The sequence below is a fragment of the Haloferax sp. ATCC BAA-644 genome (assembly GCF_000336975.1).
Lineage (GTDB): Archaea > Halobacteriota > Halobacteria > Halobacteriales > Haloferacaceae > Haloferax > Haloferax volcanii.
The window spans coordinates 138,911-156,212 of record NZ_AOLF01000014.1 but is presented as its reverse complement, the minus strand read 5'-3'; the positions used below and the strand labels follow the sequence as shown (position 1 = coordinate 156,212).

At 68.8% G+C, this 17,302-nt stretch carries 10 protein-coding genes; 3 read left to right on the top strand and 7 right to left on the bottom strand.

Annotated features, from left to right (window positions below):
- A partial coding sequence (locus C458_RS07695) for a HAMP domain-containing sensor histidine kinase (protein ID WP_008574580.1) occupies positions 1-442 on the top strand: 442 nt, incomplete at its 5' end.
- 56 nt (positions 443-498) lie between these two features.
- On the opposite strand, the gene C458_RS07690 is transcribed toward C458_RS07695, so the two are convergent.
- Both C458_RS07690 and C458_RS07685 read right to left on the bottom strand, forming a co-directional pair.
- Positions 499-984 (bottom strand): SRPBCC family protein, encoded by a 486-nt coding sequence (locus C458_RS07690; protein ID WP_008574578.1) that lies wholly within the window; start codon positions 982-984, stop codon positions 499-501.
- 129 nt (positions 985-1,113) lie between these two features.
- Positions 1,114-5,649 (bottom strand): glycoside hydrolase family 15 protein, encoded by a 4,536-nt coding sequence (locus tag C458_RS07685; RefSeq protein ID WP_008574577.1) that lies wholly within the window; start codon positions 5,647-5,649, stop codon positions 1,114-1,116.
- 174 nt (positions 5,650-5,823) lie between these two features.
- On the opposite strand from C458_RS07685, the gene malA reads away from it, so the two are divergent.
- Both malA and C458_RS07675 read left to right on the top strand, forming a co-directional pair.
- Positions 5,824-7,857, top strand: coding sequence for an alpha-amylase MalA (gene malA, locus C458_RS07680; protein WP_275450228.1), 2,034 nt, complete (start codon positions 5,824-5,826; stop codon positions 7,855-7,857).
- Positions 7,858-8,257: 400 nt separating this feature from the next.
- Positions 8,258-9,556 carry an MFS transporter gene (locus C458_RS07675; RefSeq protein WP_008574575.1) on the top strand — a complete coding sequence of 433 codons (1,299 nt, stop codon included), beginning with the start codon at positions 8,258-8,260 and terminating at the stop codon, positions 9,554-9,556.
- A gap of 78 nt (positions 9,557-9,634) precedes the next feature.
- On the opposite strand, the gene C458_RS07670 is transcribed toward C458_RS07675, so the two are convergent.
- The 5 genes from C458_RS07670 to C458_RS07650 all read right to left on the bottom strand — a co-directional run bounded on the left by C458_RS07670 (position 9,635) and on the right by C458_RS07650 (position 17,200).
- A complete protein-coding gene (locus tag C458_RS07670) occupies positions 9,635-11,980 on the bottom strand; it encodes a glycosyltransferase family 39 protein (RefSeq protein ID WP_008574574.1) in 2,346 nt (781 codons plus the stop codon).
- 2 nt (positions 11,981-11,982) lie between these two features.
- Entirely contained in the window at positions 11,983-13,155 is a 1,173-nt protein-coding gene (locus tag C458_RS07665; protein ID WP_008574573.1) for an ABC transporter ATP-binding protein, read from the bottom strand.
- Entirely contained in the window at positions 13,145-14,740 is a 1,596-nt protein-coding gene (locus tag C458_RS07660; protein WP_008574572.1) for an iron ABC transporter permease, read from the bottom strand. Before C458_RS07660 ends, C458_RS07665 begins: the two co-directional genes overlap by 11 nt.
- A gap of 12 nt (positions 14,741-14,752) precedes the next feature.
- Entirely contained in the window at positions 14,753-15,919 is a 1,167-nt protein-coding gene (locus C458_RS07655) for an iron ABC transporter substrate-binding protein (protein WP_008574569.1), read from the bottom strand.
- Between the two features lie 123 nt (positions 15,920-16,042).
- On the bottom strand, positions 16,043-17,200 hold the full coding sequence (locus C458_RS07650; RefSeq protein ID WP_008574567.1) for a hypothetical protein: 1,158 nt from the start codon (positions 17,198-17,200) through the stop codon (positions 16,043-16,045).
- Positions 17,201-17,302: the final 102 nt, after the last annotated feature.

Genomic DNA, 17,302 nt, shown 5'->3' with positions numbered 1-17,302 from the left:
AAACCTGTTTCGGAACGCCGTGGAACACGGTTCCACGGGCAACCAGACCGCGTCTGGTGACGCCGTCGAGCAGGGCGGCTCCTGCTGTGACTCCGATGACGACGCGCCCGCCGACGAGACGGCGTCCGCCGAGTCGCCGCCGACGGACGCGACCGACGAGCTGACCGTCCGCGTCGGTCCCACCGAGACCGGCTTCTACGTCGCCGACAACGGTCCCGGCATCCCGGCCGACGAGCGCGACACCGTCTTCGAACACGGTCACACCACGTCCGACTCCGGCACGGGCTTCGGGCTCTCAATCGTCGAGAGCATCATCGAGGCCCACGGCTGGGATATCGAGGTGACCCCCCCGGAGGTCGACCTCGGCGGCGCGCGCTTCGAGTTCGATATCGGCGGCGTCCGCTCCGAGGTCGAACCGCGGTTCTCGCTCAGCGACGACTGAGCCGTCGACGCTCCGACTCGACTCGATTCGACTCGATTCGACTCCCGCGCTACCGGTTACTGTTCTTCGAGCAGTCGCTTCGTCTCGGCGTGTCGCGCGCGGAACATCCCCTCGAAGCCGACGCCGCCGAAGACGCCCGCGAGGTCACCGAGGGGACCGAACGGCAGTTCGTACTCCACGCGGTCTTCGACTATCGTCTCGTCGCCGTCGGCGACGAACCGGTGGGTGTGGACCCATCGCGAGAAGGGGCCGCCGACCATGTCGTCGCGGAACCACGCCGTCGTCTCCCCGGCCTCGCGGTCGAGGATGCGCGAGGTCCATCGCTGGCGGGGACCGACCCCGAACGGTCGCATCGACATCTCGATTTCCGTCCCCGCGACGAGTTCGTCGGGGTCGTCGTCGCCGTCGGGGCCACGGACCGACTCGATGTCGAGGTGCATCCACGCCGGGGAGAGCGCCTCCAGTCCGGACACGTCGGAGTGGAACTCCCAGACGCGTTCGAGCGGGGCGGCGATACGGGTTCGACGCTGGTAGACCGGCATACCCGACCGTTAGGCCGGAGACGGAAAAGCGGTGCCGGCGGAACGGGTCGAAAGAAGTCGTCGAAGCGCCGCCCGCGAGTTCGAGTTCGGGGTCGGGGACGGTGACGGCAGCCGGCCGGTCGCGCCGCCTCAGAGCGTGAAGCGCGAGACGGTCGTGCCGGCTTTCGTCAGGTCCTCGTGGGTCGCCGCGGCGACGGTCACCTGGTTTTCGCCGTACTCGATGGCGACTTCGACCTCGAACGCCCCGTCTTCGGGCTCGACGAGTCGGGTCTCGCCGGGCGTCTTCACCGCGGCGACGGGAGCGTCGGTCTGCCCCGAGACGACGAGCTTGTCGCCCTTGAAGCGCGTGCTCACGCGGAGCGAGGGCCCGGTCGGGCGGTCGGACTCGACGTATCGCTCGCGGAGGAACGCGGGCGTCTCGACGGGTTCGCCCGCGTCGACGCCGTGGGCGAGGCGGACGTACTGGGCCATCGACCACGCCAGCGGCGTCGCGCTGCCGGTGCCCTCACCGAACTCCCAGTTGAAGTCGGTCGCGTGTTCGCGGTCCCAGACCTGCTCTGCGAGCATGCGGCCGGAGTTGGCGAAGGCGGCCATCGTCCGCAGTAGGTTGTCCGGCGCGAGGTCGCCGTCTTCGGTTCCCGCGAGCAGTTCGTACTCGCCGCGTTCGCCGGTGAAGATGGGCCACAGCCGGCCTTTCCCCTTGGCGTCGACGGACCACGGCGCGCCCTCTTCGTCGCGTTCGCGCTCGCCGTAGCCGTCGCCGTTGTACCGGTAGAACGCCGGGCCGTGCGGCGTGTCGACGCGGATGGTCTCGTCGACCTCTTTCAGCGAGTTGCGGATTATCTCGTCGTCGGCGGGCTTGATGCCGAGGCGGGTGAGTTCGAGGAAACCGGCGTCGATGATTTCGCGCTCGTCGAGCGTCGGCCCGTTGTTCGCCAGCGTCCGCAGGTGTCCGGCGTCGGGTTCGCCGTCGCGGGTGATGCGGACGTAGTACGGCGTGTGGGTGTTGCGGTCGGTGCCGGTCCGCGTGGCGGTCCAGTCGTCGACGCGCTCGGCCCAGTCGTCGGCCAGCGCCAGCCAGACGAGGGCGTCGTCGGTGTGGCCCTCGTCGAGCGCGATGGCCGCCGCGCAGCCGAGCCCGGCGATCTCGGCCGCGATGGACGACGGCGAGTAGCCGGCCTCCTCCTCCCAGCGCTCCTGTGCGGTCGGCGGCCCGTTCCGCGCGACGTAGTCCGCGGAGTACTTGACGTTCTCGTAGCCGTAGGCCACGTCGTCGAAGGCGACGCCGCGCTCGTGGAGCATGTACGCCATCACCTGCGGGAACGAGATGTTGTCCATCTGCTCGCCGCCCCAGCGGGTCCGCCCGTTGAGGTAGGTGTTCTGCGGGATGAAGCCGCGATCGTCCTGCTGGTAGGTGTAGATGTACTCCAGCGCGTCGATGGCCGTCTCCACGTCGCCGACGGCCTCGAAGACGGTGAAGACCTGATAGAGGTCGCGCGACCAGACGAAGTTGTAGCCGTACCCCTTCGCCTCCTCGGCGGGGACGGCCTCGCCCCACGGCACCGACGGCGAGGCGAGCCCCGCGCCGAGGTAGGTCTTGTCCTCGACCGCCCGCAGGCTCATGAGTGCGGTCTTGTACTGCGCGGCGAGGTCGTCGTCGCCGGCGACCGAGCCGGGGAGTTCCTTGTCGGCGAGGAAGTCGGCCCACGAGTCGACGTACGCCGCCCGCGCCGTCTCGTAGCCGCGGGTGAGCGCGCCGGCCGCCTCGCCCAGCGCGGCGGCGGTGTCGGCGTGTTCCGCGAAGCCGAGCGCCAGCGTCTCGCCGAGTTCGTCGCCCGTGCCGATGCGCCCGACGAGCACGACGTTCTCGTCGTCGATGCGCTCTTGGGCGCTCGGGAGTTCGCCCTTCGAGAAGAAGTCCGCGAGATACCGCGAGCCGGCGACGCCGACGGTCGCCCACTCGAATCGCCCGGCGGCGGTGAGCGCGATTGCGACGCTGTACTCCCTGCCGTCTTGGTCGATGAGGAGCGGTTCGTGGCCGTCGCCGGCGTCGAACGCGCCCGCGTCGCGGGCGACGAGGTGGTAGCTCCCGAGCTGGCCGAGGCGGATGCCGCGGTCTTTCGTCCCGGTGTTCGCAAGCGCCGTGTCGGCGATGGTGTACAGCTCGTAGTCGTCGCCGTCGATGGACTCGAACTGCACGTCCGCGAGCATCGCGTCGTGTTCGGGGTCGAGGACGTACTCGACGGTGAGCTCCCACTCGTGGCCGCGGCCGTCGCCCGTCTCGGTGACGACGTGGCGGAAGACGAGCGCGTCGTCGTCGACGATTTCGGCCCGGCGCTCGACCGTGTCCGCGTGGTCGTCGCGGCGGGTCTCGTTGTGGGTCCGCGCCGTGTACTCGTCGTTCGGGTCGGCGTCGACGACGAGGAAGTCGAGCGTCCGGAGGTTCATCAGGTCGACCCGCGGGAAGCGGACCTCGGTCAGCGCGCCCTCGGTCAGGGTGAACCAGACGCGCGAGGGGTCCTCGGCGTAGTGGTCCGCGACGGTGCCGATGCCGTACTTCTCGCCGGTCGTCCACCGCGGCCGGTTCTCCGGGCCGGTCGGCGCGGGCTTCGGGGCCGGCAGCGCGTCGATATCTGCGAGGATGGCGGTCGTCTCCATGCGGATTGCGTGGGGCCACCCCAGCGGCGTCGCGCTGTCGAAGCGCCCGTCGTCGAACACCTGTTCCGCGAGGTAGCCCGCGTCGGTCGTGAAGGGGCCGTCGGGCTGGAGCAGTTCGTAGAGGTTCGTCGCGCGCTCGACGAAGCGGCGGCCGTCCTTGCCGAGGCGGTCACAGAGGACGCCGAACTTCGCGGCGGCGTTCGCGCCCCACGCGGTCGAGACGGACCACACTTTCTCGCCGTCCTGCCCCTCGGCGCGCCAGTAGTCGTCTTCGAACCGGACCAACCCGGCCACGTCGCCGCGGGGGTTCCGGTAGAGCCCCTTCAGCGTCGCGGCCATGTGCTTGACGAGCCGATTGGCGGTCTGCGAGTCGACGTCTCCGATGTCGGCGTAGGCGTCGACGGCGTCGACGAGGGCGAACGTGGCCGAATCGAGGCGGTCGTCGAGGCCGCCGTTTCCGTCGATGCGGAGGGCGTAGACTTCGCGCTCTTCGGACCAGAGCTCGTCGAGCCCCTCGTACACTGCGGTCGCCTGCTCGGCGGCGTGCTCGCGGAGGTCGTCGTTCACGGGCGCGGTGGCGACCGTGGCGTACGCCTGAAGGAACGTCGCGGCCGTGTGCGTGAACCGGCCGCTCATGTTCTCCCACGCGTTCTGACAGGGTTTCGGGAGCCCGTCGGATTCGAGGCTGCTGTCGAGGCCGGAGACGCCCGCCGCGACGGTCGAGCGGAGCCGCCCGACGAGTTCGTCGTCGAGTTCGTCGCGGCGCTCGGCGAGGAGCGACGCGAGCGCGGCGACGACGCTCGCGGTCTGGTCGGCCTGGTACTCCTCGTCGCCGGTGCCCTCGACGCGGCCGTGTGCCCAGCCGGGGGCGACGCTTCCGTCGACGGCCCAGACCCGGTGGGGCCACGTGCCGTCTTCGAGTTGGGTTTGACAGTAGAACTCGGCGCTCGTGGCGAGGCGGTCACCGAGGTCGAGACCGAAGGCGTCGTCGGCGTGCGCGAGCGCCTGCGTGACCTCGGCGTCGTCGCGGAACCAGGTGTAGCCGTAGCCGCCGGAGTGGGCGTAGAACGGGTCGAACTCGGGTCCGGCGATGCGCGCGCCGCTGGGGGCGGTCAGAAGCGACAGCGCTCGGAGGTCGGCGCGGACGATTCGCTCGCGCGGCGTCCCGTCGGGGACGAACACCTCGGCCTGCTCGCGGGCGGCATCGCGGAGCGCGTCGGCGGTGGCGTGCTGGACCGAACAGTGTCGGAGGTCGGCGAGGGCGTCGGTCCGCGCCATCTCGTTGTGGTCCGAAAGCTGGGTGACGAGGGTGGTCCGCGCGGCGCGGCCCTCCTGTTCGAGCGGGGCGCTGACGACCACGTCGCCCGAGAGATGGGTGTCCTCGTAGCGGTCGAGGACGGCCTCCCGCGGGAAGTCGAAGGTGTCGTCGGAGAGAATCTCGTCGAATCGCTCGGGAATCTGGCCGCGAACGTCGGTGAGGCCGGTCGACGCGGTGACGTAGTCGTGTTCGTTCCGGTGGAACACCTCGACCGCTTGGGTGTCGTTCGGGCCGCCGGCCTCGTGGATGAGCCGGCCGACCCGCGTCTCTCGCCCCTCGGGGGCGAAGGTGAGGAAGGCGGTCAGGTGGGCGTCGGTGGGAATCGCACCGCGGAGTTCGACGTGCGTCACGTGGGCGCGACCGAGCGTCAGGTCGTACTGGTGGACGGTGTACTCCCCGGCGTCGTACTCGGTCTCGACGAGGCTCGTCTCCCGGTAGTAGTGCTGCCGCACGGACTCCAACTCGTCGAACCAGTGCGTCTCGCCGTTCGTCTCGATGCCGAACCGAGAGCGGTCGATACCGTAGAGACCCGAAAGTGGAGCGGAATAATCCCGGAGAGAGCCGTCGAGTCCGACGTAGACGAGTCGGTCCCCGTGACCCGAAAACGCGCCGTCCGAGGTCCGACACTCCTCTGGGAAGCGCCCGCCCCGGTCGCGTTTGTATTCGTTTAACGCGGTCCGAAGTCGCATAGAGGTAGACGAGGGTCCCGAACCATAAGTATTGGCCGCCCGTTCGCCATCAGTTATGCCTGTGAACCGACGAATTCGGGAGACGCCGAGGCGACTCGGTAGAACCCGTCTCTCACCGGAACGCCGGTCCCACCAGGGGTAAACTCAAAGTCACCCGGCACGTTGATTGTGAGTATGCAACACCCAGGACCGCCGCAGTTCATGGCTGTCGGCGAGTCAGTACAACTCGCGCCTCGCGACCCGGACCCCGACGCCGACTACTCGTGGCGGATTCGGAGCGCGCCGGTCGCCAGTAGTCTCGAACTCGACGAAGACACGGCAGTCGTGCAGTTCACGCCCGACGCGGCCGGCCGGTACGTGGTCGAACTCGACGCGCCCGACGTGACGTACACGCTCACCGTCCGCGTCTTCCCCGGCTCCTACCTGCCCGCCGGCTCCGCCAGAAGCGGCGCGAGCGGGATGAGCGGAATGAGCGGGTACAGCGGACAGAGCGGCTCAGCGCGCCCGACGGGATTCAGCGGCGGCGCGTCCGGCTCCGGGAGCGCCATCGGCGACGCCGACCGGGGACGGGGGGGTCGCCCGCGCATCAGGCTCGACGCGACCGTCGAGGACGGCGTGGTCGTCGTCCGCGCCGACCCGCAACCGAACCCCGACAGCGACACCGACCGCGACGACCTCGTGGTCGAGTTCGTCGTCGACGACCGCGACGACGTGGACGACGGGGCCGTCGAGACCGACGGCTGGGAGCTCCGCGTCCCGCTTTCGGCGGTCGGCGACCGACTCCGCGTCCACGCGGTCGCCCTCGACGAGACGTACAGCGTCCCCGACGCGGTGACCGTCGAGCGCGAGGCCGTCGCCGACGGCGGGTTCGCCGGGGCGGAGACCGACCCGGTACAGACCGACGTGACGAGCCACGCCGACGGCTCCGGCGCGGGGAGCGCGTCAGTCTCCCGCCCCAACGACCCGCCGCAGTGGTCCCGGGAGGTGACGCTCTACGAGATTTACGTCCGCGGCTACGCCTCGGACGACGAGGACGCCGACAACACCTTCGAGGCGCTCGAAAAACGCCTCGACTACCTCGAATCGCTCGGCATCGACTGCCTGTGGCTCACGCCCGTCCTCCAGAACGACCACGCGCCCCACGGCTACAACATCGTGGACTTCTACTCCATCGCGGAGGACCTCGGCACCCGCGAGGACTACGAGCGGTTCGTCGAGGCCGCCCACGACCGCGGCATGAAGGTGCTTTTCGACCTCGTGCTCAACCACTCCGCGCGGGACCACCCCTTCTTCGAGGACGCCTACAAGAACCCCGACTCCGAGTACTACGACTGGTACGAGTGGCGCGAAGACGGCGAGCCGGGAACGTACTTCGACTGGGAGTACATCGCCAACTTCGACCACCGGAACCTCGAAGTCCGGCGCTACCTGCTCGACGCGGTGGACATGTGGGCCGAGGTGGTCGACGGCTTTCGCTGCGACATGGCGTGGGCCGTCCCCGACACGTTCTGGCAGGAGATTCGCGACCGCGTGAAGGCGAAGGACCCCGAGTTCCTGCTTCTCGACGAGACCATCCCCTACATCGCCGACTTCCACGAGGGGATGTTCGATATGCACTTCGATACGACGCTGTACTTCACGCTCCGGCAGGTCGGCCGCGGCGACGAGCCCGCGGAACGAATCCTCGACGCCGTCGAACAGCGCACGCAGGTCGGCTTCCCCGACCACGCGGCGTTCATGCTCTACCTCGAAAACCACGACGAGACGCGCTACATCGTCGAGTGCGGCGAGGACGAGGCGCTGGCCGCCGCGGGCGCGCTGTTTACGCTCCCCGGCGTGCCGATGGTCTACGGCGGCCAGGAAATCGGCCAGCGCGGCCGCCGCGACGCCCTCGCGTGGGACCACGCCCGCGACGACATCCGCGAGCATTACGAGCGACTCATCGAGGCCCGCGACGAGACGCCCGCGCTCCGGGACGGCGGGACGTTCCGCCGCATCGACTACGAGGCCGATTCCGACCGCGCCATCGCCTTCGTCCGCGACCACGACGACGGCTCGTACCTCTGTGCGCTCAACTTCGCGCCCGGCGCGACCACGGTCGATGTCGGTGACCTCGCGGTCGACGCGACCGATATCGTCTCCGGCGACTCGGTCGCCGCCGAGGGCGGTATCCGCGTCGACGACGTGGTCGTCTGCCCGCTCGCCTGACGCCCGCTCGCCGTGACTCCCTCCTCGCCCGCCGTGACTCCCCCCGCTCGCCGCAACCCACCCCGATCGCGGTCGAACACGCCGACGAGAGGGGGAAGCGTTCGCTGACGGACCGCCCCAGTCAGGGCGGCCCTCACCACCAGATTCATACGTCCCGAAAACTTTTGGACGTATGTCTACCTCATAACGAGGTGTATTATCGGGTAATATCGATAATATTCTCCTTATCTAGTCCATTTCTCTAAACATTCGGTAGGTGTTTATGGCTCATTGTGGGCAGCACTTTTCTATGATAGCTCTGTGCGTTTCGCTACATGATGTCCAAACCAATACAAGTAAACGGTAGAATTATGCACGGTTGTGCATGTTCTGCGGAGGATTGTGTATGGGACTCGTAAAGATGACCAAGTGGCGGACGCTGCTTCTCGCCACTATCGGATTCAACTTCTCCTTCCTCATCTGGTTCTCGTTTGCACCCTTTACGGGACCGATGGCTGAGGAGTTCGGCCTCTCGCTGGCCGAAATCGGCATCCTCGCGAGCGCGGCAATCTGGCTCGCGCCCTTCGGCCGCATCCTCACTGGCTGGCTCTCAGACAAGTTCGGCGCGCCGGTGGTGTTCGCCATCGTCCTCGGCTACGTCGGGGTGTTCTCGATGGCGAGCGCCTTCGCCGAGAGCTACACCGTGTTCTTCGTCGAGCGCCTCATCGTCGCCACGGCGGGCATCACGTTCGTCATCGGCATCCAGCACGTCTCGGAGTGGTTCGAAGAGGAGAACCTCGGGATGGCCGAGGGCGTCTACGCCGGCATCGGGAACGCCGGGGCCGCCGGCGGCGCGCTCATCCTGCCCCGCGTGTTCGGGGCGGACTGGAGCGGCCCCCTGTTCCAGAGCAACTGGCGCGCGGCGTTCTTCTACACCGGCGTCGTCTCGATTCTGCTCGCAATCGCCTACTACGTCCTCGGCGAGGCGGCGTCGAGCAAGGAGCGCCGGCAGGCGACCGCCGACAACGCGACGCTCAAGCAGTGGGTCCACACCGCGACCCGGTACGGGACCGTCGCGCTCGCGCTCGCCTACGTCATGAGCTTCGGCCTCGAACTCTCGATGAACGGCTGGCTCGCCACCTACTACCGCGAGGCGTTCAACACGAACAACCTCGTGCTCGCGAGCACGTTCGCGGCCACGTTCTCCATCGCGGCCGGCCTGCTCCGGCCCATCGGCGGCTACGTCAGCGACGTGCTGGCGCGCAAGGAGATGGACATCCTGCCCGTGTTCGAGGGTCGCTACCGCGAGCAGTGGACGTTCGTGGCGCTCTCGTTCATCGTCGTCTCCATGCTCGTCATGACGCTCGCCGGCCTCTCGGGGACCGTCCTCATCGCGGTGGCCGCCGGCTTCATGGTCGGCATGGCCTGCGCGTTCGCTGAGGGCGCTATCTTCGCGCAGGTTCCCGCGATGTTCCCCAACAGTTCCGGGGCCGTCGCGGGCGTCGTCGGCGGCGTCGGCACCATCGGCGGCATCACCTACCCGCTCGTCTACTCGTCGGTGCTCCTGCCGAACCTGCACGTCGGCTACGCGCTCGTCGCGGCGACGATGGTTCCCATCGTCCTCCTGAACGCGTGGGTCTACCGCCCGCACATCGCGAAGCGCGCGACCGTCGACGGCTTCCTCGGCTCGTCGGGCTCGACCGGCCCGGCCGACGACTGAGCCGCCGACCGCGACTGCGACGTTTCATTTCTTTCGCCCGCCCGACTGCCCGCGAGCCGCCGGCTTTCGACGCTCGCCTCAGGCGACGCGCGCGTCGGTCTCGACCGAGACGCCGTCGAGGTAGTCGCCGTCGGGGCCGACCCACTCGCGCTCGCTCCCGCAGTCGGTGGTCAGCCGGCAGACGCGGGTCTCCGGCGGCCAGACGACGCGCACCTCGTCGCCGGAGCGCTCGACCGTCGCGGTCTGTCGGTACGTGACCGTCTCACCGAAGTCGCCGATATAGGTCACCACGAGGTCGACCTCGCTCGCGCCCGCCGGAACCGACAGCCGTTCTGGACCGGCGGCCAGGGGGCGATTCGTCACGGCCACGCCCGCCGACGAAACCGACCACTCGACGGTCAGGTTCTCCGCCGTCGTCGCGTCGTAGCGGGCGTAGCCCTCGTCGGTCTCGACGCGGACCGACGCCGTGTTCGTCCCCTCGGGCGCGCCGAGCGTCGTCGTCGCGTCGACCCGCTCGCCAGCGAGCACGTCGAGTCGGGTCAGTTCGGGTTCGACGGGGTCAACAGCTCCGGTCCACGTCCCCCGATAGGTGAAGCGATACGGCGTCCGGTTCGTCGCGTCGAGGACCGCGAAGTCCCGTTCGGCCCCGCCGTCGATGGCGTACATCACCGGGCCGTCGAAGCCGGGGTCGTTGCGGAGCGCTTGGAAGGGATGGGCCGACCAGTCGCCGTACGGGTCGGGGTGGAAGACGAGCGCCTTCGTCTCGTTGCCCGCCGCGGCCGAGTCACCGTCGATGCCGAGACCGTCGTCACCGCCCCCGAGACTGCCGGCGTCGACGCCCGGCACGGACGGGGTCAGCGGCGGCTGTTCGAAGCCGGCGTCGAGGAGCGGTTCGTAGGTCGCCGCGAGGTTCTCCGTTCGGAGCCGGTTTTCGTCGTAGGGGTCTTCGACCGCGCCGACCGTCACGCCGCCCGCGAACAGCGCCGACACGAGAAGCACCGAGAAGACGACGCCGCGGGCCTCCGAAGCCGAAAATCGACGGTGGGCCAGCCGACGGAGGAGGCGAGCGCCGGCGACGACGCCGGCCGCGCCGAACACCGCGAGCGGGACGAGCGCGTCGAAGTGGTAAAACGGGCCGAGGAGGTCGATGAGGCCGTTTCGGAGGCCGTTGTGCGTCCCCCAGAAGGCGGCGTTGCCGAGGAACACCGAGGCGAACACGCCCGCGACGACGCAGGCGAGGGCGTCGTCGGAGAGTTCGGTGAACGCGCGGTCGCGGCCGCCGAGGCCGTGGTGGCGGCGTCTCGCGCTCCCGCGGAGGTTCCGGCCGGTCTTGTGGCCCCACCAGCGGCGGGCGGTGACGCCGAGACCGACCACCGCGGCGACGGTGCCGAGCCAGCCCATCGGCCCCCACTGCGTCACGAGCAGGTCGAGCGCCTCGGCGGCGGTCTCGACGCCCATCGCGGGCGTGTAGACGACTTCGTAGCCGAGGATTGCCCGCTCTCCGAAGCCGATGCCGTCCCGCGGGGCGAAGGCGATGTAGGGGAACGTGAGCGGGTCGCCCGTCACGACGGCGTTGTAGGCGAGCGTCAGGCCGACGAACGCGAGGCCGGGGAGCGCGATGGCGGCGTACCGACGGAGGACGACCCAGCCGGTCCCCGCGCGGCGGGCGGTCGCCAGCGCCCACAGCGAGTGGGCGATGAAGGGCAGCGCGAACAGGACGGCGGTGTAGGGGCGGGCGAAAAACGCCGCGCCGACGAGCGCGCCGGCGACGACCGCGTAGCCCGAGGAGTCGCGGCGGGCGGCCCGGACGTAACAGACGGCGAACCCGAGGTTGAGCATCGTCGTCGGCGCGTACGCGAGGAACGTCGACGACGTGAGGAGAAACAGCGGCGAGAGGCCGAGCAGGCCCGCCGCGACGACGCCGATCGTCCGGTCGAACGCGTCGGCCGCGAGCGCGTAGACCAGCGCGGCGGATATCGCGGCGATAGCGCCCAACACGAGGTTCGGAAGCCCGACCGCGAGGCCGACCGCGAACAGCGCCGGCACCGCCGGCGAGTACTTCGAGTAGAGCTGGACGCCGCCGGGGGCGCTCGGCGTCTCCTGTACCACGAAGAACCACGGCCTGACGGCCTCGGTCAGCCGGCCGGGATAGAGAAACAGCTTGCCTTCGAGGAGCATCGCGGCCTGCGTGAGGTAGACGCCCTCGTCGTCGTTGACGGTGTGGTACGGAAAGAGGTCGACCGCGAGCCACGTCACGACGAGCCCGACCAGAAGCGAGACACAGAGCGCTGCGAGTCGCCGCTGCGTCCGGGTTCGGTCGATGTCGATGGTACCGTCAAAATCGAATGCGAGTCCGCGGACTGCGGCTCGCACGCGTTCGCCAAGCGGGAGGGAGCCGCCCGTGTTCGAGTCTCGCCGGCCCATCCTCAGTCCGAGTAGAGGCCGCTCTCGGGGCGCTGTTCGCGCGGGAACCACGCGAGTTCGTGGCCGGCGTCGAGCGTCACCTCGACGCAGCCGTCGGTCGGGACGGTCTCGTCGTGGTTGTGCATACACAGCAGATTGTCGCCGCCGTGAAGTTCGACCTCGTAGAGGATTGTCGGCCCGAGGTAGCGCTTGCCGACGACTTTGCCGTGGCCGTCGCCGCCGCCGTCGCAGGGATGGGCCGACACGTCGTCGGGGCGGACGAGGATGTCGATGTCCGTGTCGTCGTACTCGGGCGCGAGGCCGTGAATCTGGTCGCGGTCGACCGTCCCCAGTTCGGTCTCGACCGCGTCGCCCGCGATGCGTCCCGGCAGGAACCCGGCGTAGCCGAGGAAGCCGGCGACGAACCGCGACTCGGGGTGTTGGAACACCTGTTCCGGTTCGCCCACCTGTTCGAGGTCGCCGTCGTTCATCACGGCCACGCGGTCGGAGATGGACATCGCCTCCTCCTGGTCGTGGGTGACGGAGACGGCCGTCACGCCGGCCTCCTTGAGGATGCGGCGGACCTCCTCGCGCATCTGGACGCGGAGGTCCACGTCGAGGTTCGAGAACGGCTCGTCGAGGAGCAGAATAGCCGGCTCCGGCGCGAGCGAGCGGGCGAGGGCGACCCGCTGTTGCTGGCCGCCGGAGAGCTCGTCGGGGTAGCTGTCGCCTTGGGTCTCCAGCCCCACGAGGTCGAGGAGGTCGGCCACGCGCTCGTCGCGCTCGGACTCACTGAGGTCCTTCAGGCCGAACGCGATGTTCTCGGCCGCGGTGAGGTGCGGGAACAGCGCGAACTCCTGGAAGACGACGCCGACGCCGCGCTCTTCGGGCGCGCGGAAGGTGTCGCCGCCGGAGACGACGTTTCCGTTCAGCCGGACCTCGCCCCCGTCGGGGCGGTCGAGGCCGGCGATGAGCCGGAGCGTCGTCGTCTTCCCGCAGCCCGACGGCCCGAGCAGCGTGAGAATCTCGCCCTCCTCGACGCTGAGCGAGAGGTCGTCGATGACCGACTCGGTGCCGTAGGACTTCGAGACGCCGTCGAGTTCGAGGACGCCGCCGGCGTCCGCGTCGTCGGTCTCGGAGTCGGTGGCTTCCGCGCGGTTCGAGCGGTCGGTGGTCGGGAGTGTGCTATTTGACATCGTATCCCTCTTGGGTGATGATGACGAGCATCGAGAGCCCGGAGACGAAAAGCAGGATGAACGCGGGCACGACGGCCTGACCGAAGTAGCCCTGCTCGTAGGCCGTCCAGATGTGGGTCACGAGCGTGCTGAACCCCGAGGGGCGAAGCAGGAGCGTCGCGGGCAGTTCCTTCATCGTGGTCAGGAAGACGAGCGCCGCGCCGCCGAACAGGCCGGGCGCGACGAGCGGGAGCGTGACGTGACGGAACGCCCCCGACGGGGTCTCGCCGAGCGTCCGCGCCGCCTCCGGGAGCGCGGGGTCGACCCGGAGGAACGACGCCCGGAGCGACCCGATGGCCTGCGGGAGAAAGCGGATGACGTACGCGAACACGAGGAGGTAGAGCGTCTGGTAGATGGGCGTCGCGTACGAACTGCCGAAGAAGACGAGCGCCAGCCCGAGGACGACGCCCGGCACCGCGTAGCCGACGTAGGTCGCGCGCTCGAAGACGGAACTCAGCCGCGAGGGGTGCCGGGCGGCGAGGTACGCGACGGGGAGGCCGGCGAGCGTCGCCGCGCCGGCCGTCGCGGCCGCCACGAGGACCGAGTTGAGCGCGTACTCCGGCTGGAACGCGAGCGACCCGCTCGTCGCGGCGACGCCCTGCGCGAGCCACGTAAAGAGGATGCCGAGCGGGACGAGGAGCGCGACGGTGGCGACGAGCGCCGCGAAGCCGAGCGCCGGGTACTTCCAGCGGCCGAGCGGCATCGGGGCTCCCGAGCGCCCGCCGGTCGTCGTGCGCTCGTCGCCCCGAATCTTCGATTCGAGGGTCAAGATGAGGAGCGTCACGGCGACCAGTTGAAGCGACAGGAGCGTCGCGGTGTCGCGGCCGAACGTCCCGAACTCGACGTAGATGACGCGGGTGAAGGCGTCGAACCGCATGATGGCCGGCGTGCCGAAGTCCGAGAGGACGTACAGCGCCGCCAAGAGCGAGCCGGCGGCGACCGCCGGGCGAATCTGGGGGACGGTCACCCGTTTGAACGCCTCCCAGCGGCTGTGGTTCAGGGTCCGCGCGGCGTCGATGAGCGTGGTGTCCATCGACTTCAGCGCGGCCCGGGTGGTGATGAACACGTACGGGTACGTGTAGAGCGTCAGCACCAAAACGGCACCGGGTAGCCCGTAAATCTCCGGGAGCGACTCGATACCGAGGGGAGCTAACAGCCGCTGAAACGCGCCCTGCGGGCCGAACGCAGAGACGAACGCGAACGCGCCGATGTAGCTCGGAATGACGAGCGGGAGCGAGACGACGACGGTCCAAAAGCGTCTGAACGGCAGGTCGGTCCGGACGGTGAGATACGCCAGCGGGACGCCCAGACCGATACACGCGGCGGTGACGAGCGTGACGAGGACGGCGCTGTTCAGGAACACCTCGACGGTCGCCGGCCGGGTAACGAGCGCCACCGCCTCGGCGAACCCCACGTCGAGCGCGGTCCTGACGAGCCACAACAGCGGGACGACGACCGCGGCGGCGACGGCCCCGCTCGCGAGAGTCAAGCCGAGCGGTTGCTCGTCGTCTCCCCCACCGGTCCCCGTCTGCTGTTCGGTCGCCATGAGTGAGCTACCTCAGAGAACGCCCACCTCACGCAAGAGTTCCACGGTTCCTTCGAGGTCCGAAAGCTGCGTCAGGTCGAGGCCCTCGGGCGGGCTGAGTTCGTCGATGCTCGGCAGTTCGCCGATGGGGTCGACGCCCGAGACCAGCGGGTACTCGAAGGTGGTCCGCGCGAAGTAGTCCTGCGCCTCGGCCGAAAGCAGGTGGCGGACGAAGTTGCTCGCCAACTCGGTGTCGTCGGCGGTGTCGAGGACGAGCGCGCCCGCGACGTTGAAAATCGAGCCGGCGTCGCCCGCGGTGAACGCGGTCGAAAGCGGCGCGTTCGGCCGCCCCGCGAGGATTCGCTGGATGTAGTAGTGGTTGGCGAAGCCCGCGTTGATTTCGCCGTCCGCGACGGCCTGCGAGACGAGGAACTCGTTGTTGTACTCCGTGACGCCGAGGTCCTGCATCCCCCGGAGCCACTCTCTCGTGGCGTCCTCGCCTTCGAGGACGCGCATCGCCGTGATGAACGCCTGGAACGAGGAGTACGTCGGTGCCCAGCCGATGTTGTCGCGGAACGCCTCCGTGTCCGGGAAGGCCATGATGTCGTCGGGGATGCCCGACTCGTCGAACTGGTCGGTGTTGAACGGGACGGTCCGGGCGCGACCGGAGGTCCCGGTCCACTGGCCGTCGGGGTCGTGGAACTCGTCGCGGACGAGGTCGAGCACCTCGCTCGGGAGGTCCTGCGTGCGACCGGCGTCCTTCAGCGCGCCGAGCGAGCCGGCGTTGACCGAGAAGAACACGTCCGCGGGGCTGTTCTGCCCCTCGGTCTGAATCTGGTTGACCAGTTCGGCCGCCGAGTTGTACCGCGGCCGGATGGTGAAGTCGTCGTAGTACTCCTCGAAGAAGGTGATAAGCTCACCGACGAGCGCCTGCCCGCGCCCGGAGTAGAGCGTGAGTTCGCCCGAGAGGTCCGGCATCTCCGTGACGGACACGCCGCCGGTGATGTCGCGGTCACCGAACGGCGAGCGCCCGGACCCAATCTGCCCGACCGACTCGTTCGTACTGGATTCGGTCGTCGTTTCCGTCTCCTCGTCGCTTCCGCCGGTACACCCGGCGAGTGCGCCGACCCCGAGGGCCGCCGTCGTCGCGATGAACCGCCGACGACTGTGGCCGCGAGGCTCTCGGTCGCGTTCGTGCATATGTGAATTTAGGTCTCCCTAAACCATTTATACCTACCGATTCGTCGGGCGAAGCGGCCGAATCGCGGGCCACGGGTCAGCTTTCTCCCGCGGCGGCGCGGGGTGGCGTTCGCCGTCGCTCACTCAGTCGTCGGCCGGCGCGGCGGCCCGCGGTGCGGCGAGCGCGTCGAGGCAGTCCAGCCAGTCGCGCATGTGCTCGCCGACGTAGTTAAAGAAGTCGCCGTTGCGGTAGTCGGACCAGTCGCCGTCGGCGAGGGCGTCGGCCATCGCCTCGAAGACGCCGGCGTAGCTGTCGGCGTCCCCGCCGACCGCGTCGACGACTTCCCAGAGGTGCTCGTTGAGTTCGAGACCCGGGACCTCGTTGTTGAGGTCGTCGAACGTCGGCCGTGCGGCCTTGTTGTGCTCGCACAGCGGGTAGCCCGTCACGATGTCTTTCCCGAGCACGTCGGCGGCGCGCTTGAGGAACACGCCCGACCAGATGTCGTCGAAGCGGCCGACCTCCCACTCGTTGTCGTCCATCGGGAGCTGGTAGAACGCCGGGATGACCTCGCGCTCGAACGCGAGATTCATCGAGCAGACGGTGAGGTACTGCCCCGGTTCGGCGACGAAGTCGCCGTCGAAGTCGTCGAAGTCCGTCCGAGTCTGGGCCTGCCCTTCGAGGTCGCCGTCCATCAGGATGCGGACCGCGTCGAGGTCGGGAACGTTCGTCCACAGCCCCTGCGAGGCCACCACGTCGCGGAGTTCGCGCGTCCCGGTCTCGACCGTCTCGTCCATCGCGGAGTAGGGGTAGCCGCGGGGGTACAGCCCGTGTTCGTCGGCGTTCTGGTAGAGGACGTTCACCCAGTGCTCGTCGCTCGACACCGACTCCACCTCGTCGGTGCGGTCGAGGTTCGCCATGTGGCGGCCGAAGAAGTCCCACTCGTCGTGCGGGAGCGTGTCGTCGTCGATGAAGACGCCGTAGTCGAACTCGGAGTGCGCCCACATGTACAGCAGGCCGAAGCTCGTCTGGGCGTGGCTCGCCGCCGGAACGAGATGCGAGTACTCCGAGATGTCGTGGTCGTCGTACCACTCCTCGCGGGCCGTCCCGTCGAAAACCGCGCCCGAAACCCCCTCGTCGTCCAGCATCGACGCCATCCCCTCGGTGTCGCAGAAGTCCTCGGTCACGAGGAGGACGAACAGCCGGTCGAGGTCGAAACCGTGTGCCCGCGCGTTGTCGAAGTACGCCCGCATGCACTCGTACTCCCGGATAGTCGGGACGATAACACAGATATCCGCGTTCATTGCTCCTATGGATTTAGGCAACCCAAAAATAGCTGTTGGTTCGAAATAGCGGCCCTGAAATGCCGATATAGTGATAATTAATCCGTCGGGCCGTCGAGGGCG

What these genes read in the sequence shown, in the direction of transcription:
- C458_RS07690 (WP_008574578.1), bottom strand. Translation starts at nt 984, where the DNA reads ATGCCGGTCTACCAGCGTCGAACCCGTATCGCCGCCCCGCTCGAACGC.
- C458_RS07685 (WP_008574577.1), bottom strand. Translation starts at nt 5,649, where the DNA reads ATGCGACTTCGGACCGCGTTAAACGAATACAAACGCGACCGGGGCGGG.
- malA (WP_275450228.1), top strand. Translation starts at nt 5,824, where the DNA reads ATGCAACACCCAGGACCGCCGCAGTTCATGGCTGTCGGCGAGTCAGTA.
- C458_RS07675 (WP_008574575.1), top strand. Translation starts at nt 8,258, where the DNA reads ATGACCAAGTGGCGGACGCTGCTTCTCGCCACTATCGGATTCAACTTC.
- C458_RS07670 (WP_008574574.1), bottom strand. Translation starts at nt 11,980, where the DNA reads ATGGGCCGGCGAGACTCGAACACGGGCGGCTCCCTCCCGCTTGGCGAA.
- C458_RS07665 (WP_008574573.1), bottom strand. Translation starts at nt 13,155, where the DNA reads ATGTCAAATAGCACACTCCCGACCACCGACCGCTCGAACCGCGCGGAA.
- C458_RS07660 (WP_008574572.1), bottom strand. Translation starts at nt 14,740, where the DNA reads ATGGCGACCGAACAGCAGACGGGGACCGGTGGGGGAGACGACGAGCAA.
- C458_RS07655 (WP_008574569.1), bottom strand. Translation starts at nt 15,919, where the DNA reads ATGCACGAACGCGACCGAGAGCCTCGCGGCCACAGTCGTCGGCGGTTC.
- C458_RS07650 (WP_008574567.1), bottom strand. Translation starts at nt 17,200, where the DNA reads ATGAACGCGGATATCTGTGTTATCGTCCCGACTATCCGGGAGTACGAG.